Source organism: Pseudomonas sp. GM24 (assembly GCF_000282235.1).
Lineage (GTDB): Bacteria > Pseudomonadota > Gammaproteobacteria > Pseudomonadales > Pseudomonadaceae > Aquipseudomonas.
In genome coordinates, this window is the sequence record NZ_AKJR01000025.1 from 39155 (window position 1) to 62982 (window position 23828).

Sequence of the window (23828 nt, forward strand, 5' to 3'; positions counted from 1 at the left end):
TTTGTAATAACTCATTGAGCCTGTGACTGTTAGAGTGGCTGACTTATTGCTGTCGACATGTCATTTTTAGTAATTTTTATAAATCGTCGGTTACTGCTAGTGAATAGCAAACGATGTGTGGCCTTTTAGTTTTATTGTAGTTGCAGTGCTTAGGAGGCAGGAGTGCATACTCATTTAATTGACACGTTTAATATTCTTGAGAGCGTAAACAAAGCGATGGGGCAATGGATAGAGGAGGCCGTGGCCAACCAAAACATAACACTCATGGACTTTCGAATTCTTGATAGCTTGGCGCAGGGTACTGCGCTGACAACGGAGCAATGTAGTCAGCATTTGAATATCATTTCATCCAAAATCGCACAAAGTATCGATAAACTCGAAAAGTCAGGCTTTGTGCAGCGCCGACGGGAGAAGCCAGATCGTCGGAAAGTTATGCTCCAGTTAACTGATCAAGGTCTTGAAATTTATGAGCTTGCGCTAGGCGCTCTATACGGTCGCTGGCAAAATTCATTAAATAATATCGGTGCGGACGTACTACACATCACCGCACTTTTCGCAGGCTCGGACCTCGCACCTATTGCCAAGTTAGGTAAAAAATTACTCCAAAAAATAGTTGAGCATCGATTGTAGAAAAATCTGGCAGTAATCTGATATTTCATGCGCACCAGCAAAAAAGGATTTATAACTCAAGCAAATGGATGCTTTCGCATGGGCCGATATCAGCCTCAGGATTTAGTCCCGGCATTGCGGATTGGTTTGAGCACTACCAATCCTTCAACCAACTCGATGCTCAGCAGATCACTGAGGCCGACATTCATCGCCGTAAGGATATCGGATGGAAGTTCGATAACTACGTCTCCACTGCCGTCGCCCGGGTCTTGGCATTTAACTTCCCCCTGAACTAAATCACTCATTAGATATTCGCTCCTATCTTGGACATTGTGCAGAATTGATATCCAACGATAATGCAAATAGCACTGGCAGATATCGGCTAAAAGCAGTCGATCAAGACCTTGCGCTCGGTGGTTCTATAGGCGAACTTCATCACGAAATCTGTTCACTCCAGCGAGTTTGCCCACGGGTTCATCATGCGCGCTTGAAGCTTCAGCTTTTAAGAGAAATCGTCCCTTGTGTTTTGAGTGTACTTCGGACGTCAAAATTGCATTGGACTCCCGAATTAATTTTGCTTTTAAAGCCCATTTGGCCGTTTTGGCCTTTCGCCGCCCTTTCATGCCGTCACCGCTGTTGTTGGCCTGTTTAAACGATTATTGCATGCTCCCATATCAGTCTTGTCTGATCGGGAAGACGTTACTCGCGTCCAGGAACCTTCGGGCTTCGAAGATCACGCTCATCTGAAAATAAGATTCTGAACGGCGTCAAACCTGCATCGGCATCGTCCCTTAATGAGTAGGTAACGCCGCCGGCGACTTGGTAAACGATAAAGTGCGACCCGTCCCGGGGATCCATAACTATCCCAGCCATCGTCAGAGGCTCCATTAGCCAAATAGATTGACCGTTCATGTGGGGAGGTGTGACCAATTGAACCTGCTCGACCCACACCCGGTTCGACTGCGCGTCGATAAACTGCCTGAGCTCGTGCGCGTGGTACATCATGAGCATACTGGCGTAATTCTCCTGTCCTGACCTGCGCACCACTTGGAGGTAAAGCCAAGGTAGCAGCAGCTCCTGCTCAACGAAGCTCCAAACCCTCTGTCCCTCATGCGAGTCGAGAGAATGGGGCGGATCGAAGGTGATTTCTGCCCGCGGATAGGTGGTAAACATGGCAAACCTCGAAAATGAATACTATAGATTGTAGTCCTATAAGATTCGATAGCGCTTCATCGTTCCTTTTGCGGAATCAGCAAATTGGAACTCAACATCGCGTTTGGCCTTGCGCTGAAAAAGGTCCGAAGCAGTAGAAGCCTTACCCAAGAGGATTTTGCTAATGTAAGCAGTCGTACATACCTCAGCACACTGGAGCGAGGCCTCAAAAGCCCAACGTTAGAGAAAGTGGACCAGCTAGCGGGAGCTTTAGATGTGCATCCTCTCACCATTCTTTTCGCTACATACGCCGGTAAAGAAAGCCTCCAGGACGTGGAGCTTCTGTTTCAGAGAATTAAGGTCGAGCTGGACTCAGTAGCCGCCGCTGAGAGGCAGCGGCTTTCGCCACCTACGTGTACGTGAGAGCGTATCTAGTAGTAGCACTACGTTAGGGCAAGGGCATCCGTGGCACACAGCGCAATGTGCCTTCAGGTGAGTAGGGTTTCTAGCTGCTAACGCTCGCGACTTCATGGCAGCCAATCGCTTGGCTAGCCAATAAGAGAAGCGGAAGGGAGGGTCGATAGCTTGCCCCTCTTCGTAACCTGTTCAGGCATCTAGACCAAACGGTAGGTTATTGATAGACCCCCAGCTCGAGCCGTTCTAGGTAATTTTCGACGACTTGAAACCCAAGCGGGTTACTTACCAGATCAAGAGGAATATTGCCGGCCAAATGCCTGCAGGGTTTGGCAAGCCATTCCTCGGCAAGTCTCAGAGTGCCAAAAACACTCATTGCGTCTTCGAGAACCTTGGCGTATTGAAATGCTATCGCGCTCTGGAGCACACTAAGTCGATCGGTGTCAAATTCGCCGCCTTTGCCTTTCTTCCGTCGGCCTGGCTTGCCAACGATCCGTTCAATTACCCTCAATGACAAATAAAGCTCGGAAAGCGAGACCATTGCTTCGGCGTCTTTCACTGCAAAGCCTTCCTTCGCGAGCAAGAAAATATTGAGTTCGTTAAGCTCCTGGATTCCTACATGAGTAAGATATTCCGTAGGTTTACGAACCAGAGGCGTCGAGACAGCTGTATGGGCAATACGATAAGCCATGTAACTCACTTTGGCGGTGACGGATCAGCCTAGCCTAGCTCGATTTTATCCAAATGGCATGGTCGCCATCCCTGAATGTGTAATTTGAAGGGTGTAGGGCGACTAGAACGAGCGCTGGTGCGCTCAGCGGCAGCCTTTTGGCCTCGCTGAGAGTCAGATATCGCTGAAATCCTGACGTGGCTATGTTTGTGAGCAGTATCGGGAAGGAGAGGGCGGAGCAGCGTCCGTCCCTCCGCGCAGGGTATCGATATAGCCGCGATTCAAAAAATAGCGAGCAAGGGTAGAGGCGCGTGACGACACGGTCTTGTTGAGCATCAAGTACGAACAATCCGTCGGATTATCGATAGCAGCCATCATATGTCCGAGGAGGGATCTAGTTGTGGACGCGCATCACACAACAGTACCGTCCGGAATGCAAAAGCCTTACTACGCAACGGATGAAGGCTATAGATACTCCTGTCGGAGGTAACACCCAGATAATCCCGGATGTCCAGGTCGGTCCACCCATTTTCGTTAGCCCAATCTGCAAATCCCCGCGGTAAAGACCTCGATGAAAGCGGTGCGCGAGCCCCGGCGCTTGAATCAGCGCGTTGCAATGTAAAATTAATACCTGATTGGGATAGCCTGTTCTCGCTAATCCCCCCCCATCTATTGATAGAGCGAAATACCGGCCCTCGTGATATTTGTGAAACATGTAACCAATTTTTCAATGCTTCAACAGGACAAAGCTTTCTCAATGCTTGCAGGTGATGAATCAAGTAATCCTTTCTCTGTTCACCTTTAACGTCAGTTATTGCTAGAACTATATCAAGTCCTCCCTCATCAGGAAAACTGATGTTATCCAAGGTCAGTGTCTCAAGATCGCGACCTATTAAGCCTCCCCAGTAACCCAGAAGGTAGATCGCGACATCACGATGGGCGCTGAGAAAATCATAGCTGTGTGCATCGAGAGCATTGTTACGACGACTTTCGAGATCATGACAAATTTTGCTTAGCTCTTCGAAAGTCAGCGCTCGGGTCTCTTGGGTGGGTATATCATCATAGCGATGAGCCTTAACCACACCACGTAGCATCTCGCGCAGGAAAATATCAGCGCTTGGATCGGGAAATAAATTGTCGCGATGCCATTTGCCAATCGCGTACACGCGAGACTGAATCAATTTGACGTCTACCTGACCAGCCATCGACAAGATGTATCTCTTCAATGTCAACGTCGACGCTGGCAATTCTCCATGCCAGTGTTCACAGTAATGCGTGAGCGTCTGCCTCATGATCGCTTCCCAAGAGCTGTACGAGTATCACTGATTCTAGGCGCTCGGACCTATTGTGTATCTAGCGCAATGCACATCACAAAAGTTTTGGAATTATCGAATCTCAACCGCAAAGTTCGAAACTGTGCGATTTTTTGGGTTTCAAGGCAGCTGCAATCGCGAATAGTTTTGAAATTGCAGAGTCGCAAGGCGGGACTTACTGTCGTTGTATGGGTCAATTGATATGATTTAACATAATATACATTACACGTAACAAAATATTTCGAGATTGGCCTCGTTGCCCACGAGATTTCATTCTCCTGAAAGCCTCAAAACGTCTTTCCCTTCAATCTGATAATCCTTTGAATCTGCGTCGCTCAATCCTCATCCCGCGTCAGCTTTTCAATCAACGCTCGATGCTGTGGAAACGCTGTCGTGAGCTTCTGGCGATTCCCCATCTCCATGTCGGCAAAATCAAACCCTGGCGAGACCGCTTCACTGATCAATCCAAATCCGTTTGCGCCATCCAGCAATCGTGATGCTTTCCAGATGCCACCGGGTACGTGCAATTGCAGATGCTGTCCTGCCAGAACATCGTTGCCCATGACGACTGTCAGCAATGAACCGTCCGCATGGATCAGGCTGTATTCGATCGCGTCGCCCAAATGGAAATAATGCAGGATGTCGGACTGGTTGAAATGAAACTGGCCCACCGGTGATTGCTCGGTCAGCAGATAGTAGATCGACGTCATCAGGTAACGCGGTCCTGCAGCGGTTTCAAGCCAGTCACGATGGTCCGCCTGATAGGTTCTGCGAAAATAGCCGCCTTCGAGATGAGGTTCGAGATTCAACGCATTGATCACGTCTTGTGCGCTTGCTTTACGTTGAATCATCGCCTGCTCCGTTGATTTGATCTTTTTTGATAGCTCAACTAAACGACCATTTAGTGTAGTTAGGCGCATATCAAAGACGAACGACGAATTTACCAGCTATATCTCGGTCGCGTGCTGACTCACTCCTCACTCGGGTCGTAACTGTTCACATTGGGCACTTGCAGATGCAGGCGCCCAAGCAAGTCAATCAACGTGTCGACCTCAGCTGGGGTCAGTCCGCTGAGCAGGCGCGACTCTCGCTCCAATGCAACTTTGAGTACACGGTCATGCAGTTCTTTGCCGCTGGCCGTCAATCGCACGGTGTAACGCCGTGCATCCTTGGGATCCAGCTGACTGGTGATACGCCCCGCTGCTTCCAGCGTTTGCAACGAACGACTGACAGCGCTTTTGTCGAGACCGATCGCCTGGCAGATTCGATTGGCGGTGATGTCGGATTCAACGGCGAGCATTGAAAGCATCCGCCATTCAACCACGCCAATCCCGAAGTGTTTGCGATAGCACTGGGAAGCCCCGGTGGCGAGTTTGTTCGCCAGGAACGTCACCAGGCCAGGTACATAACGCGACAGGTTCAGTTGTGTATCGGTAGGCATCAAGAAACACCGTAGATCGAAGATCTTGCAATTTGGTTGACACCGCAACTAAATTATCTGAGGATTCACTCAGCCTGGCATTGCGGACGATGCGCCGCATGATACGCCCTAGCACAACCTCAAAAAAATAATTAACAGGTCTTGCTTATGAACCCTCGCCAACCGTGCCCTTCCCTGGCGCCCATGATTAGCCACTCCTCCTGCTTCTTCGCGCCCGGCTGATTCGTCACCCGCTCGCCCCTTTTTTTGCCGTTCGTTTTTCAGCAGCCACTTCAATGTGGAGGGAGAAGTCATGCTTCAAGTCAACGTCACCCGCAAGGTCGTCGAGGCCGAGGGTATTTGCAGTTTCGAGCTGTGCGCAGCGGACGGTCGCCCGTTACCACCATTCAACGCCGGCGCTCACATCGACATCCACATTGCCGGCGGCCTCACTCGGCAATACTCGCTGTGCAATGACTCCAAAGAACGTCACCGTTACGTCATCAGTGTGCTGAAGGATCCCGCCTCCCGCGGCGGTTCCACTGCTATGCACAACACGATCAGCCAGGGACAGATTCTCAGCATCAGCGAACCCCGCAACCTATTCCCACTCGCCGATGCAGCGAAGCGTCACCTGCTGTTTGGCGGCGGTATCGGCATTACGCCGATGTTGGCAATGGCTCATGAACTTCATCATCAAGGCGCGGATTTCGAGCTGCATTACAGCTTTCGATCCAGCGCACTTGCCGCGTTTATCCAATACCTGCGGCAAGCGCCGTTCGCCAGCCACGTGCATTTGCATGACGACAGCGGATCGCCCGAACAGAAACTCGATGCAACCGCCCTCCTCGCCGCGCCAGATACCACGACTCACCTTTACGTGTGCGGCCCCGCCGGTTTCATGAATTTCATCCTCGACACCGCGCAGGCCGCTGGCTGGCCCGAAGATCGTGTGCACAGAGAGTTTTTCGCCGCCGCACCTGTCGATGCAAGCGCTGATTCGCCTTTCGAAGTTCAGCTTGCGAGCACAGGGCAGATTTTTTACATCCCCGCCGATCGCACCGTTTTCGAAGTGCTCGATGAGGCCGGGATTGCCATCGAGTCATCGTGCGAGCAAGGCGTTTGCGGCACCTGTGTCACGGGCTTGCTCGAAGGCATTGGCGATCATCGTGATCAGTTCATGACGTCTGCAGAACACGCTGCCAACGACCGTTTCACCCCGTGCTGCTCACGCGCCAAATCGCCCCGCCTGGTATTGGATCTTTGACCTGAACCGAGCCTCGACCGCTCGCCGGAGAACATCATGACTACCGCTGCCCAACCCCTCGCCCATGAAATTGCCCCGGCCACTGCGCCAAGTTTCCCGCTCGATCAATGGTACGTCGCAGCCTTGAGCCGCGAGCTGAAAGACCAGCCCCTTGGCCGTACGTTGCTGAACAAACCGGTGGTGCTTTTTCGCACGGCAGATAACCAGGTCGCCGCGCTGGAAGACCGCTGCTGCCACCGAGCGCTGCCGCTGTCCAACGGCACGGTGGAAGCACGTGGCTTGCGCTGCGGCTATCACGGCTTGTTGTTTGACGACGGCGGTAAATGCATCGAAATTCCGGGCCAGGACAAGATCCCGAGCAAAGCCAAAGTCCCTGCCTACCCTGTTCGTGAGCAGGATCAGATCATCTGGATCTGGTTCGGCAGCGCTGAGCATCCGCAGCCGACATTCGCGCCACCGGTCTATGACGTGCACAGCAGCGGTAAGTATCTGTTCGACGGTGATGTCTATCACTACGACGCGCCCTATCAACTCATCCACGACAACCTTATGGATCTCAGCCACTTGGGCTACGTCCATCTGCATACCATTGGTGGCAACGCCAGTATTCACATGAACGCGCAGATGAGTGTGGACGGCGACGACTCAATGGTTCGCGTGGTTCGTCACATGCCCGACTCCGCTCCGCCGCCGACCTACACCGCGGCCTACCCGTTCAAAGGCAACATCGACCGCTGGCAGGAAATCGAATTCCACTTCAATCACCTGCGCATCTGGACCGGCGCGATAGACGCGGGCACGGACGATCTGAACAACCCGGATCGAGGCGGTTTTCATATGCGCGGTTTTCACGGCGTAACGCCGGAAACAGACACCTCAAGCCACTATTTCTGGACCATGGCCACCAACCCTGAACATGATCCCGAGGCCGTCACAGCCAAAGTTCTGCATCAGACGCGATTGACGTTCGACGAAGACAAAGTGGTGATCGAAGCGCAGTACCAGAACATGTGCCGGTTCGGTACACGTCCGATGATTGATATTCACGTCGACGTCGGGGCCAATCGTGCTCGTAGAATCATCGAGCGACTGCGCAATCCGACAAGTTGATGGCCGCAACACAGTGGCGGCGGCAAATGCCGTCCACTGTGTTCAAAGCCTCTGCCGTACTAACGCGGCGGAAAAGCTACGCCGACCCGCTCGGCATACTTGAGCCATGCGGCTTTGAGCCGTTCGACCGTCTGCGGTTGAGCCGCCGCCAGGTCACGGGTTTCACCACGATCCTGGGCAACATCAAACAACTGCCATTGCGGCGGCTGCGTGTTATCGCCGAACCCTGCTTGCGGGCGCATGCCCAACAATTTGAGGTTGCCCTCGCGATAATAAGCATTGCCGAACAACTCTCCGGCCAGACTTTCAGCGTCGTGAGGGCTGCCCTTGCCTTCTAGCATGGGCAGGATGGATCGGCCAGTAATCGGGTGTTTGTCCGCTTCGCTCGGCAAGGCGATGCCCGCCAAATCAAGGAATGTCGGCGCCAGATCATCCACCCGCGCCACGCCCCTTTCCACACCCTGACGACGCAGTGTCTTGGGCAGTTGAATGATCGCCGGCACACTGATTCCGCCTTCGGCCGTGGTGCCCTTGAACAAGTGAAAAGGCGCGGCACTGACTTCCGCCCAGCGCAAACCATAGTCGATCTGCGAGCCTCGCTGGCCCAGGTTGGCCAGGCTGTTATCGGTGTTCGCGCCGGGTGGATAGAACTGCGCATGATTTTCGGCCGCCGCGCCGTTGTCGGACATGAACACGATCACCGTGTTGTCGTACTGGCCGCTTTGGCGCAGGTAGTCGATAACCCGGCCAATGTTGTGATCGAGGTTGTCGACCATTGCCGCGTAGATTTCCATTTTCCGCGCTTCGACTTTCTGCTGCTCAGCCGTGAGCTGCTGCCAACCGGGCAGTCTCGGGTTCACGGGCAACGGTTGCGCCGGCTGAAAGTCCTTGTCCAGCAGGCCGAGCTTTTTCAGCCGATCAATGCGCGACGAGCGCACGGTGTCGTAGCCCTGATCGAAGCGGCCGCGGTATTTGTCCAGATATTCCTTGGGCGCTTGCAACGGCCAGTGCGGTGACGTGTAGGCGGCATAGGCAAAAAACGGTTTGCCTTCACGTTGGGTGTTTTGTAGATAGCCAATCAGCTTGTCGGTGTAAAAGTCTGTGGAGTAGAACGTCTCGGGAACCTCTACCGACTGGCCGTTTTCACGGTAATGCACTTGCTCCAATGGCGTCGGTGCAACACTGGCGGGTTTGAAGTGCGTCGCCCCGCCTTCCAGCAGCGCGAACGACTGCTCGAAACCGCGCCGATCCGGGCCTTGATCGGCTGCCAGACCCAGATGCCATTTGCCGACCATCAGCGTGTTGTAGCCGCCCGCTTGGAGCAGTTCGGCAACCGAGTAGGCGCGCCCGTTCAGGAACCCTTCATACCCCGGTTTACCCTGTTGAAACGGTTGCAGTGCTTCGGCCATGGTGCCCAGCCCGACAAGGTGATTGTCAGTGCCGGACAGCAACATCGAGCGGGTGATGGAACAGGTAGGCGCCGCGTACATACTGGTGAATTGCACGCCCTGTTGCGCCAGTTCATCCAGCCTGGGGGTGTGAATCTCGCCGCCATAGCTGCCCAGATCCGAGTACCCGAGATCGTCCGCCACGATCAGTAGAATATTCGGTTGGCTGGCCGCCATGGCCATGCCGCTGCCCATAGTCAGGGCGCAAAAAAGTGCTGTCAGCGGTAATCGCGATAGAGCCATCGGTTTTCTCTTATTGTCGTTAAAGGAATGCCTCGAACAGCCCGATCACTCTTCGAAAATAGCCACCGCGCGCACAAAACCTGCAGACGCATGCCGGATCTTGCAGGGAAAGCACGACACCGTGAAGCCGCTCGCAGGCAGGGATTCGAGGTTGGCCAGTTTTTCCATTTGCCCGTAGCCGATATCGCGCCCGGCCTTGTGCCCTTCCCAGATGATCGAGGCATCGCCGCTGGCAGCAAAACGCTCACGGGTGTATTTGAACGGCGCGTCCCAGCTCCAGGCGTCAGTGCCGACCACGCGCACGCCGCGTTCCAGCAGATACATCGTCGCTTCGCGTCCCATGCCAATGCCGGCGTCGAGATACCCGGGCTGACCGAACAGTGCACCGGCGCGTGTGTTGATCAGCACGATATCCAGTGGTTGCAGCGTGTGCTCGATACGCGCCAACTCCGCTTCGACCTCTTCTGCCGTGACCACGTGACCGTCGGGCAAATGGCGAAAATCCAGTTTGACCCCCGGCTGCAAGCACCAGTCCAGCGGCAACTCATCAATGCCAAACGCCGGCTCGCCGCCATCGGTGGTCGAGGCGTAATGCCACGGCGCATCCATGTGGGTGCCGCTGTGGGTGGTGATCTGCAAGCGCTCGGCGGCCCATGATTCATTGCCGGGCATCTGTTCAAGCTGCAACCCCGGGAACATCGCCGCCATCTCCGGCCAGCCTTGCTGGTGATCCATGTAATCGATTTTCGGCAACAGCGGTGGCGGGTCTGTGTAAGGGTTGTTATCGAGGGTCACCGAAAGGTCGACCAGACGACGTTTACGCTGGATGGGCTGTGACATGAGGCGTATCTCCGTTCAACGGCAGAGGCCGATAAGGGGCTGGATTGAGGGCGTTGCGAATAAGCGTGGCGACGTTGCCGTCATGGCAGAAACCGGCAGCGCGGGCCTGCGGGGTTTTCAAGGGCGGCATGCGTCCGAACAGGGTTTCGAGCTCAAGGTCAGCGGCGAAACTGATCAGCGCACGGCGTTGCTCGCCGTAAGTTGCCACCAGTGCATCAATGACCTGGGCGATGGACAAATGCAGCACAGGCAGTTGCCAGACCCGCTGTTGCGCGGCGGCGTCATCCAGTTCAGCGGCGTGGATCAGGTTGTTCACGCAACAGCGCACCGACATCCACCACGCCGTCGCTTGCGGCGACACCGGGCAGCAATACTCAGCGCCCTCAGCAAAGGCACGCATCAAGTCGCTCATGAAGGCCGAGCGCAAACCGTTGGGTTCACGCGGGCGCGCGACAATGCCCGGCAGGCGCACCGCGCGGCTGTCGACTTCACCGCGCCGGCCCAGATCGATCAGCGCGCGCTCGACCATCAACTTGTGTGTGCCGTACGACAGTTGCGGGTGCAGTTCAGCCTGCTCGTTCATCTTCGCCGGCAGATCGGCGCCGTACACCGCGACGCTGCTGGCATACACCAACACCGGAGGGCGCGCCTTGTTACGCAGTTGATCGAGCAGTTCGAGGCTGGCCAGCAGGTTGACCTGATAACCCAGTTCGTAATGCGCCTCCGCCGCCCCACCGGGGACGCTGACCAAGTGAAACACCACATCGATGCCATCGGCCAGGACCCGGCGCATCAACGCTGCATCCGTCACGCTGCCGCTGTGCCGACGCAGGCGAGGGTCGTCAGGCAGGCCTCGGACGTCGGTGTCCAGCACCAGTAACGAACGAATGACTTGCCCGCGCAAACTGCCGCGTGCGAGCAGACAACGCAGCAGTTCGCGACCGACAAAGCCATTGGCTCCGGTAATCAGTACACGCATGGGCGTTCCTTAGCCGTGGGCCTTAACGACGCGTTGATCGATCGCACCAAACAGTGACTGGCCATCGCTGCCGGTGACGTCCATGCGCACGCGATCACCGAAACGCATAAAGCCTGTCACCGGCGCGCCCTGCTCGATCATCTCAATGGCCCGACGTTCGGCGATGCACGCCGAGCCGACGTCGCGCTCGACATTCGACACCGTGCCGGAACCGATCAGGGTGCCGGCGCGCAAGCGACGGGTTAAGGCCGCGTGGGCGATCAGTTGGCCAAAGTGAAAGTTCATCTGCGCGCCGTGCGGCTGGCCAAACCACTCGCCGTTCCATTGCACTTGCAGGGGCAGATTGACGCGCCCATCACGCCAGGCTTCGCCGAGTTCATCCGGGGTAATCGCCAACGGGGCAAAACTGGAGGACGGTTTGGCTTGCAGGAAACCGAACCCGGTGCGCATTTCCCGCGGTGCCAGCGCACGCAGGCTGACATCGTTGATCTGCAGGATCAGTTTGACGTGCTGTAACGCGCTTTCGGCCGAACAACCCATCGGCACATCATCGACCAGCACGACAAATTCGCCTTCGAAATCGATGCCCTGGCTTTCGCTCGGCAGTTCGATGTCATCGTGTGCGCCGATGAAGTCATCACCGGCGCCCTGGTACATCAACGGCGTGCGGTCAGCGCCTTCGATCGGCTCAAGATTGAACGCTTTCTGCATCAGTGCACCGTGACTGAGAAACGCCGAGCCATCGCACCATTGATAAGCGCGCGGCAACGGTGCCATCGCCTGCGCGGGGTCGAAGGCAAAGGCCTCGCGGCAATCGTGGTTTTCAAGCTCACGCGCCAGGGCTTGCAAACGCGGCTCGGCTTCAGCCCAGTTTTCGATGGCTTGCTGCAAGGTCGGCGCTACCGAACGTGCGTCAATAGCCCGGGAAAGGTCACGGGAAACCACCACCAATTGGCCGTCACGGGTACCGTTTTTCAGGGTTGCGAGCTTCATGCTTTTTCTCCCGGGCAGTCTTGCAGTTCAGCGGCAAAGCGCCCGTCCAGCAGGATAAACACCATGCGCGCCATGGCCTCGGTGCGGTTGCTCCACGCGTGATTGGTGCCACGCTGAACCACCACATCGCCGCGCTTGAGGTGGACTTCCGTATCGTCGAGCACCAGCCAGACTTCGCCTTCGGTGACGATGCCGTAATCGAGAGTTTCGGTGCGGTGCATCAGTTTGTGCCGCGAGTTCGCCTGACCGGTGCTGGCATGCGCCTGGCCAATTTCGGCAAATGCGGCCGCAGCAGCGGCATCGCTGACCTGGTTCTGCACGCTGTCTGGCGGAATGTCGACGACGCGAATCACACTGCCCTGCGGGCCGGGGCTCAGTTGTAAGGGCTTGCTGGTTGGGTCATCGGCATTGTCGAGCAGTGCCGGACTGCCGCTGCTGTTCCATATCTCATGAAACACCGTGCCTGGCACCGCTTGCAGTGCGAAGACGTTAGCGGTTGCTCCGAGACTGGCGACGACCGCACGGCCGTGGGCGTCATGCCCGGTGACCACGCGTTTGAAGGGGGGAAGCGCTTGCATGGAAACTCCTCGTTCAATGGCCATTACTGATGGAGTCGTGCCCGCCGACATTCGTGCGGGTCAACAGTCCACCGAGCCTCGGCACGGACAGACAAAACAGCGCCACGACCAATTGCAGCCAACCGATCATGGCGAGTGCTTGAGGCAACGCCGTGGAAGCCCCGGAAGTGATGGCGAGTACCACCAGCGGGCTGATGAACTCGCCGGCAAAAATTGCGGCGGTGAAACACCCCGCCGCTCGCCCACGCTGAGCAAAGCCGACTTGCGCCATGATCCAGGTGATCAACGTCGGCAACATCAGGCCGATGCCCAGCCCGTTCACCAAGACCGCGACCACCACCTGTGCGTGGCTGCCGGCAGCAGCCATCAACAAGCCGCCAATGCCGGCCAGGCCATAGGCAATCAGCAACACATGCTGGCTGCGCAGACTGCTCAACAAACGAAAACTCAAGGCCCCGACAAGCACACCGAGTTGATTGGCGCCCATGGTCATGCCGATCTGCTGCGGCGCATCCACGTGCAACAAGTTGAGCAAGTAACCGGCCTGCACCGGCACGATGAACAGGCTCAGCCCCGCGAGCAGCGACAACGCATACAGGGGCGTCAATGCGCGCCACGGAAACAGGCGCGGGACTGGCGTCGGCAGCGTTGCTGCCGGTTGCACGCGGGGTTGCGGTTCCCAGAGTTTCCACGCCATCAGCGGCAGGAAAATCAGCCCGACTGCGTACAACGCAAACGGCGTGCGCCAGTCGTCCTGTCCGAGAAAACCACCCAGCGCGATAAACACCGCAGCGGACAGCGACGTCGCGACCATTTGCAGTGCAAACAGGCGTTCACGGCGTGCGCCGCTGTAGTAGTCGCCCATCAGCGTGGTGCAGCAGGTCATGATCCCCGCCTCTGCCAGACCGATGCCGGCGCGGCTGGCGACAATGGCCGGCAGCGAATCCAGCCAAAGTGGAAGCACACCGCAGAGCGTGTACAGGGCCATGCTCGCCAACAACAGCGGTTTGCGCCCGAGCCGATCGGCGATGACCCCGGCAAACGGCGCCAGTACTGCAATCATCAATGCCGGCAAGGTCAGCACGATCGGCACCAGCACGGTGCTGCCCGCGACCTCGGCAAAATGTGCCTGCATGCGCGGCAATACCGGTGCGAGCAATACCGCGCCAAGCACTGGCAGACAGCTGCCGATCAGCAACAGCAACGATTGCGTCAAACCGGCGCGGCGGCCGCTGTTTTCCAATGAAGACTCAACGGCCATGACAGGTCTCCCGATGACGCGATTGATGAACATCTAGCGCGACGGATCGCGACGGCACGGCCAGATTGATGGCCTCCGCCGGCGTTTCTGCGTCGGTGTTCGTGCGCCGCGCAGGCAGCAGAAAGTACGCCAGCGCTGGCAACAGCAGCAGCGCGCCGACCATGTTCCAGACGAACATGAACGCCAGCAGCACGCCCATGTCAGCCTGGAATTTGATCGGCGAGAAGATCCACGTGGCCACACCAATGGCGAGCGTGATGCCGGTGAGCATCACCACTTTGCCGGTGGACACCAGGGCGCGGTAATAGGCTTCTGACAGGCTCGCGCCCTGACGCAGATGACCGAGCAGGATGCTCATCACGTACAACGCATAGTCGACGCCGATGCCGACACCCAACGCGATCACCGGCAACGTCGCGACCTTCACGCCGATGTTCAGCCAGACCATCAATGCTTCGCAGAGGATCGAGGTGACCATCAGTGGAATCACCGCGCACAGCGTGGCGCGCCACGAACGGAAGGTGATCAGGCACAGCACGATCACTGCCCCGTAGACCCAGAACAGCATCTCGCGATTGGCCTGTTTGACCACGATATTGGTCGCCGCTTCGATGCCGGCATTGCCCGCTGCCAGCAGAAACTGCACATCATCGTTGTTATTGGCCGCGGCGAATTGCTCGACGTGCTCGACCAGCCGCGTCAGCGTTTCAGCCTTGTGGTCGGTGAGGTAGGCGTACAGCGTGAGCAGGCTGCAATCCTCGTTGTACAAGCCGCGTGGCGCACTGGCGGTGATCATGTTGAGCATCGCCTGATTGTTCTGCAGCTCGTACCACTTGGCGCTGCCTTCGCTGAGGCCGACCAGCATGCGCCGGTTGAGCAAGGCCAGCGAGTTGGTCGAATCCACCCCCGGCAATGCACGCAGTTGCCAGTCCAGCGCATCGACTTTGGCGAGGATGTCGTAACGCGCACATTGCCCGGCCGGGGTCTTGACCATCACCGCGAACAAATCACTGCTGGCGCCGTAGTGCCGGGTCAGAAAAGCATCGTCCTGGTTGTAGCGTGAGTCGGCGCGCAGCTCCGGTGCGCCGGCATCCAGATCACCGATCTTCAATTGCAGGCTGACCACAAAGCCCAATGCCGCCAACGCCAGGCTGATGGCAATGCACAGGCTGGCCCAGCGACGTCGGGTAAACAGATCGAGAAAACGCCAGAAGCCATGACGCCGCGCACCGGCCTGGTCGTTCTGCTCGCTCTTCAGGCTCAATTGCGCCGCGCGCGGCGTTACGCCGACATAGGACAGCAACACCGGCAGCAGAATCAGGTTGGTGAAAATCAGCACCGCCACACCGATGCTGGCGATCACCGCCAGATCCTGAATCACCTGGATCTTGATCAGCATCAGCACGGCAAAACCCACTGCGTCGCAGAGCAATGCCGTCAGCCCGGCCAGAAACAGCCGTCGAAAGGTGAAGCGCGCGGCCACCACCCGGTGCATGCCGCGACCGATGTCCTGCATGATGCCGTTCATTTTCTGCGCGCCGTGGCTCATGCCGATGGCGAACACCAGAAACGGTACCAGCACCGAATACGGATCCAGTTGATAGTCGAGCAACGGCAACAGACCCAGTTGCCAGACCACCGCTACCAATGAGCAGAACACCACCAGCACCGTGCTGCGCAGGCAGCGTGTGTACCAGAACAGCACAGCGGTGGTGATCAGGATCGCGACGGCGAAGAACAGCAGGATCTGCTTGAGCCCGGCAATCAGGTCGCCGACCTTTTTCGCGAAACCGGTGATGTGAATGTCGATCCTGTCGTTCTGGTACTGGCTGCGCAACGCTTCCAGTTGCTCCGACAGCACCGAGTAATTCAGCGCTTGGCCGTCAGCGGTCGTCGCCAGTAACGGCACGTAAATGATGCTCGAGGTTTGATCGAACGCTACCAGTTGGCCGAGCTCGTTGGAGCGCTGCACGTTGCGGCGCAAGGCCTCGAGACTGGCCGGGGTGCCAGCGTAATCGTCCGGGATCACCGGGCCGCCATCCAGTCCGTCTTCCGTCACTGCGACCCAACGCGTTGCGGGCGTCCACAGCGACTTCATGTAGGCGCGATCGACGCCGGGCAGCAGGTAAAGCTTGTCGCTCAAGGCCTGTAAGGTTTTCAGATACTCAGCGTCGTAGATATCGCCCTGGCGATTGGCGACGACGATGCGCAAGGAGTTGCCGAGACCACTGAGCTGCTTTTGATGCTGCAGATAATTGGCGATGTAAGGTTGTTGCGTGGGAATCATCTTTTCGAAACTGGCGTTCAGCTCGACACGCGTGGCCTGATAGCCCAGGAAAAGCGTGGTCACCAGGCACACCAGCAACACCCACAACCGGTGATTGAACAAAGTGCGTTCCACGACCGAGCCGGAGCGCGGGTCGAAACTCGCCAGGCTGGCCGTGGCGTTGTCGAATGGTTTCATAACCTCACTCCGAAGCTGTAGCAGTGGGCGATGCCAGGCGCGTCACCCCGGTGAAACCGGCCAGCACCAGGCTGCCATCGGCGGCCTGCACGACACTGGAAATCGGTTTGCCCAGCGGTTTGCCGAAAGGCTGCAGGGTGGGTGCGTCGCCCGTGGTGCGAAACATTGCGCCCGCCTGATTGACCAACAACAGCTGGCCGTCAGCGCTGCGGATCGCTTCACTGAAGGACACCGGCATCGGTACGGGCGCGGGCACGAAGCTGTTGCCGTCGTCGGTGGAAATGAACGCGTTGCCTTTCAGGCCTGCCGCCAGCAGCGCGCCGTCATCGCGTACTTGCAGGGCGAAAAAGCTGCCGCTGTACGGGCTGTCGAGCGCGACGAAAGATTGTCCACCGTCCTCGGAACGCGCCACATAGCCTTGCTCGCCGGCGATGAACCAACGCGCGCCGTGTTGCGCGATGGCATACAGATGCGCGCCCATCGGATTGTCGATTTGGCCCATCAGCGACTGCCAGCTTACGCCGCCGTCCTCGGTGGTAAACGCGAGGCCATAGGCGCCGACGATCAGGCCGTGACGCGCATCGGTGAACTTGAGGTTCAGAAACGGTTTGTCCGCGCCTTCGCTGACCATCCGTTCGGCAGTTTGCACGCGCGCCGCCGCTGCGTCGGGGTCAGTCGCTGTGGGCAGTTGCTCGCGTGCGCCGTGCAATTCCAGTTGCGCCGCGCGATTGCCGTCCAGTTGCAACGCCCAGTTTTCACCGCCGTCGTGGGAGACCAGCACCGCACCGGCGTGACCGACCGCCCAGCCCGTATTGGCATCGACAAATTGCACCGCCGTAAGGCTGACGGAGACCGGCACCTGCGCCTGCCGCCAATTGATACCGTTGTCATCGGAGAGCAAGACGATGCCGCGTTCGCCGACCGCCACTAACCGCGCACCTGCCCGCGCCAGATCAAGCAAAACCGCTTGCCGGGCCTGCGGCGCACGCATTGCCGGGGTGTGCAATACATCACCGACAACAGCAGCCTGAGCCTGGCTCACGGGTAATACGCAAGGCAGCGCCAGCAGCGCTAACAACCGCCCGAGCACCTGACAGATTCTGTTCATACCGACCTCGAAACCACCTGTGAAACCGGATCGCCGCACCGTGTGGCGATCCGGCCCGATTCAACGAACCCCGGCACCCGCCATCGCCGCCGGCGAGAATTCCGACGCCTTGTAGCGATCGACCACGCCGTACTGCTCAGGCAGGCCGGTGTAGACGTTCTGGATAAACCAGGCGCCGGAGGTCAGGTCGTAGAAACCCGAAGACAGCTGCGCCTGCGCTGGCAGATCCGGCAGCACTGCCGGGAGCGACCACAAGGTTTTGGCGAGTTGGCCGTTGGCGTCCCAGCGATCGCCGAGCATCGCTTGCCAAGTGTCTTCGTCGAGGTAGTAGCGGCCCTTCGGCAGTTGGTGACGCTTGCCCGGCGCGAGTTCGGCGTCCACCACCCATACGCGGTGCAGTTCCCAGCGCACGTAATCAGGATTCATGTGGTGAGCCAGAAACAGGTCTTCCGGTTTGCCGGCGGTCAGGACCTTGTTGGTGTTGTAGGGGATATACATTTCCTGCTTGCCGACCAGCTTCCAGTCGAAGCGATCGATGCGCCCCTGGAACACGCTCAACTCATCGAACGACATCACCCCGGCGGTTGCCGGCGTCGGTGTGTCGCAGCAGGCATTCGGCAACTTGCGCACGCGGCGCTGGCCGGTCAGATAGACGTGGGCCTGGGACTTGTCGCCGTTGATATTGGTGCGCCCCATGATTTGCTCACCGGCACGCAACGGCGGGCCGACGTTCAGCAGGCGGAACAGCCAGTAATCACCGGCGAAGCTTTCCGGCGTGCCGTCCTGGTAGTAATACGGCATGTCCTGGATCGCCTGGCCGTCGGTGGTCATCACCTGTTTGCCGTCTGCGGTCATCAGGTAATGGCGAAAGTGCATGGCCAGTGACGTGCCGCGCCAGTTCAGGATGTGGTTCCACATGACTTCGGCGCCGTTATGCGGAATCGGGAATGGAATACCGCCAAACGCCCCTTCGGGCACCGGTCCAGCGCTGCTGTCGACCAGTTTGGCGCGGGTCGCGTTTTTCAGAGTGTTGTCGTACACCCATTGCGGTGCGGCGGCCGAGCGACGGGTCGGATAGACATCGATGCGATAGGTGTCGGGAAAACGCTTGAACATTTCCTTGGTGCCATCGCTGAGCTTGCCAGCGTATTGCGCCAGGTTTTTCGAGGTGATGCTGAACAGCGGCTTGTCGGCCGCAAACGGATCGCTGCGTTTGCCGCCCGGTTTGTACGCCGGGTCGACCTTGGTGTAACCGCCCTGCCAGGCTGGAATGCTGCCGTCGGCATTGCCTGCGCGCTCGGCACCCATTGGCGTGAGACTGCTCGACAGTTTGGCCGCCTCTTCTGCGGTGGCCGCAGTTGCAACCTGACTCAGGACGGTCAGCGTTCCGAGCAAGGCAAAGCACAGGGCCTTCAGCCGTGGGAAGCGATTGTGGTGGTGAGAAGTCATGCGCAAGTCCTCTTAAAACGTGGTCTTGACGGAGAAGGCGAGGTAATCCCGATCCTTCAGCGATTGCTTGTAATTGAACTGGCTGAGGCCGTTGAGATTGGTGTCCTCGGCGCCGTAGTAATGCGTGTAGGTCAGGCCGGCCGTGACGCGATCGAGGTAAGTGGCGGTGATGCCGATGTTGATGTCGCCACCGTTGTCCGGGCCGAACGAGCTGACCACCGCTGATTTGCCCAGCGGGAAATAACTGACGCCAACCGGAATGCTGATATCGATGCCGGAGAAGAACTGGCGGTACGTCGGCGTGTAGACGACTTTGAAACCGAGGCCATCATCGGTGGCGTTCGGGTCCAGCGCGGCGCGATTTTTGGTGACGCTGAGCAGGCGGTTCCACGCCACTTCGCCAACCAGTCCGGACTCGCGGGCGATGAAGTTGGGGCCAAACGATGCCAACACGTTCAAGTTGACGTGAGTGGTGCGACCCACGGCGTAGAGCGCGTCATCATCGTTGTCGGCAATGACGCCGGGCAGCACGGTCTGACCGTTCGAAACCAGCGGCATGTTCCAGCGCATCGACGCTTCACCGGCGAAGCTGTACTCGTCCACGGTGGTGGAAAAGCTCGCGCCCAGCGCGCGAATATCTTCGGGGTAAACCCAGTAGTACTCGCCGATCTGGCCGGTGCTGAAGTTCGGCGCCGCCGTCGACGGTTTCAGATACAGCTTCGGCGTCTTGTCGTGGTACTGGATGGCGTAGAGGCCGTACTCGACGGTCTCAGCGCTGTATTTCAGTTGCAGACCGCCCTGCCCCGAACTGCGCGCTTCCTTGTCATTACCGTGAAAAAACGCGGCGGGACTGGCCGGGTTGCCGCCGAGGAATGCCGGAAACGGCGCACCGACGATCAAGCGCTCATTGCCTTCGCCAATGGTGTCGCTGGTGGAGAAATAACTGCCGGCGGCGGGCAGTCGGGTTTCTTCCCATTCGAGTTGGTAGTAGGCCCCGAGCGATACGTCGTCAGTCAGTTGAAACGTGCCCGACAGTTGATTGACCGGACGGGTGATTTCCTTGAACTGCGTGTTCGGCACCGACTGCGCCTTGACCACGTCAACCGGGGCCATGCCACCGGCAATGCCGTTGGCGCCGAAGAACAGGCTTTCGCCCCAGATCAGGCCATGACGGCCGGCGCGCACTGACGTTGCGCGGTCGGCCAGTTCACCGTTCCAGTAGACGAACGCGTCGAGGATTTCGCCGTCACCACCGTGCAAATGACGAGTGTCATCGGTGAACTCGTCGTAGCCGACCGACCGTGCGTTGGCACGGGACGGATCGTTATTGTCGTTGTTGCCCTGGTACTCGCTGTCGTACCACGCTGCACCGCTCAAACGTGCGCCGAAATCCTGAAACGACAGATCCAGCTCCGAGAGGATGTCGGTGCGATTGGAGATCAGGCCTTTTTTGAACGCACGATCGCCGTCGTCCTGATTGAGCGCTACCTGACCCTCGGTCAATTTGCTGCTCGGATTCTGCGTGCGCCAGGCAGCGCTGTACTTGATCGTGTTGTCCCAGCGTAGCTTGAAATCCGGGTTGCCGGTATCGATGTCGAAAGCGTGAGCGGCCTGGCTGCACAGCACCAGCAGCGCAGCAACGCTCAAACCAAAGGGTGCAGACGAGCAGACCGGGCGACGCGCGAGCGCCGCAGTCGTAGAACTAACCATCGCGTTAACCTCTTGTTTTTATAGTGGTAACTGCTGTGGATGCGTCGCAGGTGGGGCTTAAATCGGCTCGGCAGTGCGCGCGAGCATTTGCTTGACCAGGCCAATGCGATCGAAGGCGCGGTCGTGTTGCATTTCCTTGTCGCCGGCCAGCACCGAGCTTTCGCTGATGTATTTGCAACGCTCGAAGCGCCGCGCCATGAAACGCTGCAGCTGCTGTTCGACGCTGGTGGCGGCGGACTGCTCGCGAGTCAGTTCTTCGCTGAGCACAATCGCGTCTTCGATGGCCATGCCGGCGCCTTGACCGAGATGCGGCGTGGTGGCGTGGGCCGCATCGCCAATCAGCAGGACGCGTCCGCGATGCCACGGCTCATCGACGAACACCACTTCCATCGGCTTGTAGACGACCTGGCTGTTGTCGGTGATTTGCTCGCGCAGCTCGCCGATCAGCCCGGTAAAACCTTGCAGGCGCTGGCGCATCTGCGCAGCCAGATCGGCAGGATCCATCCACGGATTGGACGGCTCGTGGGACGTCAGAAACAGGTACATCAAGTTACCGGCCAGCGGCACCAGCCCGGCGTTGCCGTCAGCGCTTTGATAGTTGGCCAAATGATCGATCTGTGGCGCGCGGGGAAAGTTGTAGCGCCACACCGACTGACCAGTGAAACGCGGGGTGTAGGCATCGCCGAAGACCAGGCTGCGCACTTTCGAGAACAGTCCGTCGGCACCGACCACCAGGTCGTAGTGGCCGCGATTGCCGTCGGTAAACAACACGTCGACCTCTGTGCCGTTGTCGTCCAGCGCTTCCACACTCAGGCCCAAACGCACGTTGGCGCCGAGTTGCAGGGCGGTTTCGCTGAGAACTTTATGCAGCGCCAAGCGAGAAATGCCGACGTTGGCAGGGTATTGCGGGCCGGCCAGTCGCTGACCCGGAATGCGCGCCAGTTGTTGCCCGCCCGGGCCGTAGATAGCGACGTCTTCGAAGGCATAAGCGGCATCGAGATAACCGTCGAGAACGCCCAGCTTGGCCATTTCACGGACGACGTTGCTCTGTTGAATAATCCCGACGCCATAGACTGTCCATTCGGACTTGAGCTCGATCAAATCGACCTCGATACCTTTACGCCGCAAGGCGATGGCCGCACACAAGCCGCCGATACCACCGCCCACGATCAGAACGTTGTTCACTGCACTCATGGTGTTCTCTCTTTTTATTCTTGTGATCGATGCTGCGTCGGGCACGGCATCGTTGGATGAAGCTTCCCGGCAAAGCAGGGATTTGACTAATCGCGAGTAAGGATGCGATGTATCGCCGTACGCGATACCTCGATTTATCCCGGCAGCGGCAACTCTTCAGGCATTTGCACCAGCAGCCAGCCATCCTTCTCGCTGAACGGCAGCGCCTCCAGCCTCTGGCCCAGGCACGGGCCGTAGATGCACTCGCCGGTCGCCGGCAGAAATTGCGCACCGTGGGCGTAACAGACGATCAACTGGCCATCGGCGGACAGGAAGCGGTCCTTGCGATACTCCAGGCGCACGTCCAGATGCGGACAACGGTTGCGATAGACCCGCACCTGATTGTCATGACGCAGGGCAAACACGCTGTCGCGCCCCTGCGCCAACGGATCGAATCCGCGCGCCCGGCCCTCCTCCAGTTCGTCCAGTCGACACAATGGCCGCGCAATAGCGCTCATGATCAGCGCCGCCCTCAACCGAGTTTTGGCGGCGGGCCACCGGGGGCCCATTTTTCTTTGGCGCTGAACAGGAACAGCTGCGAGTTATCCGCCGACAGCGGTGCGCGACGGGCCTCCCAGGCGTCATCGTGCTTGTCCATGTCGGCGTCGTATTCGATGTGGCAGCCCAGCGGACTGTTGAAGTACCAGAACCAGTTGGAGCCAAACAGGTGACGGCCCGGCCCCCAGAAACTGGTCCAGCCTTTTTGCTCGAAACGCGTCCCGGCCAGCAGCACTTCGGTGCCACTGCCCATGTGGAAGGTGAAGTGTTCGCAGCCTTTCATGTGCGGCGGGGTCTGGATCATGAACAGGCAATGGTGATCGTCAGAGCCTGCCGGACGCATGAACGGCCCGGCGCCAATGAAGGTGTCGGTGGTGCGAAAACCCAGACGCTCGGCGTAGAAAGCTTCTGCTTTTGCTGCGTCGGGTACGAAATACACCACGTGCGACAAAGTGCGCGGAACAGCGCCCATATCGAGGGTAATGCCCGGCTGGTTGAGCGGCCGCTGTGGCGCATGGCCGGCGGCGTTGGTCAGGTCATCCGGTGCGCTGTACGGCTTGCGCACGCTGACCTGAAAAGCGATGGCGAAACCCATGTCGTCAACGCTGTGCAGCACGCCGTGTTGATCACGACGGACGATGCGATCTCGGGCCAGCTCATCTTCGATGGCATCCAGATCGCTGATCGCGCCGACCCCGTAGACCGTCTCGCGAATCGACGGCGCCGGGCCGATTGCCGCCGGCAAATCAGGATCGGCGGCTCGACGGATAATCACGGCGGTGCCGTCCAGCGCTTCGAAACGCCCGCCGTTGCTGTCAACGCCGACCGGCGCAAGGCCGTAGTCGCGCAGGCAATCGGTGCAGGCTTGAATGTCATCGACGCCAAAAATCAGGGCATCAAGGCCAATGATGTTCATGGCTTACCACTCCATTGAAATTATGATCCGGTGACTGTCGCCATGGACGCCTTGCAGCGCGCCGGGCCTGACTGGAAACCGGTGGTGGTGTCGGCTGCAGGGCCGACTGCGGCGAAGATTGGCGTACGGGCTGAGCGCTGACTAATCGCGAGT

At 58.2% G+C, this 23828-nt stretch carries 23 protein-coding genes; 4 read left to right on the forward strand and 19 right to left on the reverse strand.

From position 1 onward, the window contains the following. Positions 1–162 precede the first annotated feature (162 nt). The gene (locus tag PMI23_RS04360) at positions 163–630 is read left to right on the forward strand and encodes a MarR family winged helix-turn-helix transcriptional regulator (RefSeq protein ID WP_007910276.1); all 468 of its coding nucleotides are present in this window, start codon (positions 163–165) and stop codon (positions 628–630) included. Positions 631–725: 95 nt separating this feature from the next. Here the strand turns inward: PMI23_RS04360 and PMI23_RS29170 are convergent, their stop codons facing one another. Both PMI23_RS29170 and PMI23_RS04370 read right to left on the reverse strand, forming a co-directional pair. Then, positions 726–914, reverse strand: a complete 189-nt coding sequence (locus tag PMI23_RS29170) for a hypothetical protein (RefSeq protein WP_007910275.1) — start codon at positions 912–914, stop codon at positions 726–728. Positions 915–1308: 394 nt separating this feature from the next. Beyond that, entirely contained in the window at positions 1309–1782 is a 474-nt protein-coding gene (locus PMI23_RS04370) for a hypothetical protein (RefSeq protein ID WP_007910274.1), read from the reverse strand. A gap of 84 nt (positions 1783–1866) precedes the next feature. Between PMI23_RS04370 and PMI23_RS04375 the strand changes: the two genes are divergently transcribed. Continuing rightward, positions 1867–2184: a helix-turn-helix domain-containing protein gene (locus PMI23_RS04375; RefSeq protein WP_042704896.1), complete on the forward strand. Its 318-nt coding sequence runs from the start codon at positions 1867–1869 to the stop codon at positions 2182–2184. 208 nt (positions 2185–2392) lie between these two features. On the opposite strand, the gene PMI23_RS04380 is transcribed toward PMI23_RS04375, so the two are convergent. From PMI23_RS04380 to PMI23_RS04390, 4 genes are all read right to left on the reverse strand, one after another. Next, positions 2393–2866 carry an MbcA/ParS/Xre antitoxin family protein gene (locus tag PMI23_RS04380; protein ID WP_007910268.1) on the reverse strand — a complete coding sequence of 158 codons (474 nt, stop codon included), beginning with the start codon at positions 2864–2866 and terminating at the stop codon, positions 2393–2395. A gap of 353 nt (positions 2867–3219) precedes the next feature. After that, the gene (locus PMI23_RS29175; RefSeq protein ID WP_007910267.1) at positions 3220–4137 is read right to left on the reverse strand and encodes a hypothetical protein; all 918 of its coding nucleotides are present in this window, start codon (positions 4135–4137) and stop codon (positions 3220–3222) included. A 356-nt stretch (positions 4138–4493) separates the two neighbouring features. Continuing rightward, positions 4494–5009 (reverse strand): cupin domain-containing protein, encoded by a 516-nt coding sequence (locus PMI23_RS04385; protein WP_007910266.1) that lies wholly within the window; start codon positions 5007–5009, stop codon positions 4494–4496. Between the two features lie 119 nt (positions 5010–5128). Beyond that, a complete protein-coding gene (locus PMI23_RS04390; RefSeq protein ID WP_007910265.1) occupies positions 5129–5599 on the reverse strand; it encodes a MarR family winged helix-turn-helix transcriptional regulator in 471 nt (156 codons plus the stop codon). A 292-nt stretch (positions 5600–5891) separates the two neighbouring features. Between PMI23_RS04390 and PMI23_RS04395 the strand changes: the two genes are divergently transcribed. Then, positions 5892–6845, forward strand: a complete 954-nt coding sequence (locus PMI23_RS04395) for a PDR/VanB family oxidoreductase (protein ID WP_007910261.1) — start codon at positions 5892–5894, stop codon at positions 6843–6845. Between the two features lie 36 nt (positions 6846–6881). After that, the gene (locus PMI23_RS04400; protein WP_007910260.1) at positions 6882–7955 is read left to right on the forward strand and encodes an aromatic ring-hydroxylating dioxygenase subunit alpha; all 1074 of its coding nucleotides are present in this window, start codon (positions 6882–6884) and stop codon (positions 7953–7955) included. Positions 7956–8014: 59 nt separating this feature from the next. On the opposite strand, the gene PMI23_RS04405 is transcribed toward PMI23_RS04400, so the two are convergent. From PMI23_RS04405 to PMI23_RS04465, 13 genes are all read right to left on the reverse strand, one after another. After that, positions 8015–9646: an arylsulfatase gene (locus PMI23_RS04405; RefSeq protein ID WP_007910259.1), complete on the reverse strand. Its 1632-nt coding sequence runs from the start codon at positions 9644–9646 to the stop codon at positions 8015–8017. A 45-nt stretch (positions 9647–9691) separates the two neighbouring features. Next, positions 9692–10486 (reverse strand): cyclase family protein, encoded by a 795-nt coding sequence (locus tag PMI23_RS04410; protein WP_007910258.1) that lies wholly within the window; start codon positions 10484–10486, stop codon positions 9692–9694. Next, positions 10464–11465 carry an NAD-dependent epimerase/dehydratase family protein gene (locus PMI23_RS04415; RefSeq protein ID WP_007910256.1) on the reverse strand — a complete coding sequence of 334 codons (1002 nt, stop codon included), beginning with the start codon at positions 11463–11465 and terminating at the stop codon, positions 10464–10466. The genes PMI23_RS04410 and PMI23_RS04415 overlap by 23 nt, the downstream gene beginning before the upstream one ends. 9 nt (positions 11466–11474) lie before the next feature. Next, the gene (locus tag PMI23_RS04420; protein WP_007910255.1) at positions 11475–12458 is read right to left on the reverse strand and encodes a fumarylacetoacetate hydrolase family protein; all 984 of its coding nucleotides are present in this window, start codon (positions 12456–12458) and stop codon (positions 11475–11477) included. Next, complete coding sequence (locus tag PMI23_RS04425) at positions 12455–13036, reverse strand: cupin domain-containing protein (RefSeq protein WP_007910252.1); 582 nt, start codon at positions 13034–13036, stop codon at positions 12455–12457. Before PMI23_RS04425 ends, PMI23_RS04420 begins: the two co-directional genes overlap by 4 nt. 13 nt (positions 13037–13049) lie before the next feature. Continuing rightward, on the reverse strand, positions 13050–14297 hold the full coding sequence (locus tag PMI23_RS04430) for an MFS transporter (RefSeq protein WP_007910250.1): 1248 nt from the start codon (positions 14295–14297) through the stop codon (positions 13050–13052). Then, complete coding sequence (locus tag PMI23_RS04435) at positions 14287–16761, reverse strand: efflux RND transporter permease subunit (protein ID WP_007910249.1); 2475 nt, start codon at positions 16759–16761, stop codon at positions 14287–14289. The genes PMI23_RS04430 and PMI23_RS04435 overlap by 11 nt, the downstream gene beginning before the upstream one ends. Before the next feature lie 4 nt (positions 16762–16765). Continuing rightward, positions 16766–17869 carry a WD40/YVTN/BNR-like repeat-containing protein gene (locus PMI23_RS04440; protein ID WP_007910248.1) on the reverse strand — a complete coding sequence of 368 codons (1104 nt, stop codon included), beginning with the start codon at positions 17867–17869 and terminating at the stop codon, positions 16766–16768. A 60-nt stretch (positions 17870–17929) separates the two neighbouring features. Beyond that, complete coding sequence (locus PMI23_RS04445) at positions 17930–19318, reverse strand: DUF1329 domain-containing protein (RefSeq protein WP_007910247.1); 1389 nt, start codon at positions 19316–19318, stop codon at positions 17930–17932. A 12-nt stretch (positions 19319–19330) separates the two neighbouring features. Further along, positions 19331–21028, reverse strand: coding sequence for a DUF1302 domain-containing protein (locus PMI23_RS04450; protein WP_007910246.1), 1698 nt, complete (start codon positions 21026–21028; stop codon positions 19331–19333). A gap of 57 nt (positions 21029–21085) precedes the next feature. After that, a complete protein-coding gene (locus PMI23_RS04455; protein WP_007910244.1) occupies positions 21086–22222 on the reverse strand; it encodes an FAD-dependent oxidoreductase in 1137 nt (378 codons plus the stop codon). A 134-nt stretch (positions 22223–22356) separates the two neighbouring features. After that, positions 22357–22719, reverse strand: a complete 363-nt coding sequence (locus PMI23_RS04460) for a Rieske (2Fe-2S) protein (RefSeq protein ID WP_007910242.1) — start codon at positions 22717–22719, stop codon at positions 22357–22359. Positions 22720–22733: 14 nt separating this feature from the next. Then, positions 22734–23675, reverse strand: a complete 942-nt coding sequence (locus PMI23_RS04465; protein ID WP_007910240.1) for a VOC family protein — start codon at positions 23673–23675, stop codon at positions 22734–22736. Positions 23676–23828 lie beyond the last annotated feature (153 nt).

Bases quoted from the DNA above. Each gene is read 5' to 3' on its own strand.
- PMI23_RS29170 (WP_007910275.1), bottom strand. From the start codon at position 914: ATGAGTGATTTAGTTCAGGGGGAAGTTAAATGCCAAGACCCGGGCGAC.
- PMI23_RS04370 (WP_007910274.1), bottom strand. From the start codon at position 1,782: ATGTTTACCACCTATCCGCGGGCAGAAATCACCTTCGATCCGCCCCAT.
- PMI23_RS04380 (WP_007910268.1), bottom strand. From the start codon at position 2,866: ATGGCTTATCGTATTGCCCATACAGCTGTCTCGACGCCTCTGGTTCGT.
- PMI23_RS29175 (WP_007910267.1), bottom strand. From the start codon at position 4,137: ATGAGGCAGACGCTCACGCATTACTGTGAACACTGGCATGGAGAATTG.
- PMI23_RS04385 (WP_007910266.1), bottom strand. From the start codon at position 5,009: ATGATTCAACGTAAAGCAAGCGCACAAGACGTGATCAATGCGTTGAAT.
- PMI23_RS04390 (WP_007910265.1), bottom strand. From the start codon at position 5,599: ATGCCTACCGATACACAACTGAACCTGTCGCGTTATGTACCTGGCCTG.
- PMI23_RS04395 (WP_007910261.1), top strand. From the start codon at position 5,892: ATGCTTCAAGTCAACGTCACCCGCAAGGTCGTCGAGGCCGAGGGTATT.
- PMI23_RS04400 (WP_007910260.1), top strand. From the start codon at position 6,882: ATGACTACCGCTGCCCAACCCCTCGCCCATGAAATTGCCCCGGCCACT.
- PMI23_RS04405 (WP_007910259.1), bottom strand. From the start codon at position 9,646: ATGGCTCTATCGCGATTACCGCTGACAGCACTTTTTTGCGCCCTGACT.
- PMI23_RS04410 (WP_007910258.1), bottom strand. From the start codon at position 10,486: ATGTCACAGCCCATCCAGCGTAAACGTCGTCTGGTCGACCTTTCGGTG.
- PMI23_RS04415 (WP_007910256.1), bottom strand. From the start codon at position 11,465: ATGCGTGTACTGATTACCGGAGCCAATGGCTTTGTCGGTCGCGAACTG.
- PMI23_RS04420 (WP_007910255.1), bottom strand. From the start codon at position 12,458: ATGAAGCTCGCAACCCTGAAAAACGGTACCCGTGACGGCCAATTGGTG.
- PMI23_RS04425 (WP_007910252.1), bottom strand. From the start codon at position 13,036: ATGCAAGCGCTTCCCCCCTTCAAACGCGTGGTCACCGGGCATGACGCC.
- PMI23_RS04430 (WP_007910250.1), bottom strand. From the start codon at position 14,297: ATGGCCGTTGAGTCTTCATTGGAAAACAGCGGCCGCCGCGCCGGTTTG.
- PMI23_RS04435 (WP_007910249.1), bottom strand. From the start codon at position 16,761: ATGAAACCATTCGACAACGCCACGGCCAGCCTGGCGAGTTTCGACCCG.
- PMI23_RS04440 (WP_007910248.1), bottom strand. From the start codon at position 17,869: ATGAACAGAATCTGTCAGGTGCTCGGGCGGTTGTTAGCGCTGCTGGCG.
- PMI23_RS04445 (WP_007910247.1), bottom strand. From the start codon at position 19,318: ATGACTTCTCACCACCACAATCGCTTCCCACGGCTGAAGGCCCTGTGC.
- PMI23_RS04450 (WP_007910246.1), bottom strand. From the start codon at position 21,028: ATGGTTAGTTCTACGACTGCGGCGCTCGCGCGTCGCCCGGTCTGCTCG.
- PMI23_RS04455 (WP_007910244.1), bottom strand. From the start codon at position 22,222: ATGAGTGCAGTGAACAACGTTCTGATCGTGGGCGGTGGTATCGGCGGC.
- PMI23_RS04460 (WP_007910242.1), bottom strand. From the start codon at position 22,719: ATGAGCGCTATTGCGCGGCCATTGTGTCGACTGGACGAACTGGAGGAG.
- PMI23_RS04465 (WP_007910240.1), bottom strand. From the start codon at position 23,675: ATGAACATCATTGGCCTTGATGCCCTGATTTTTGGCGTCGATGACATT.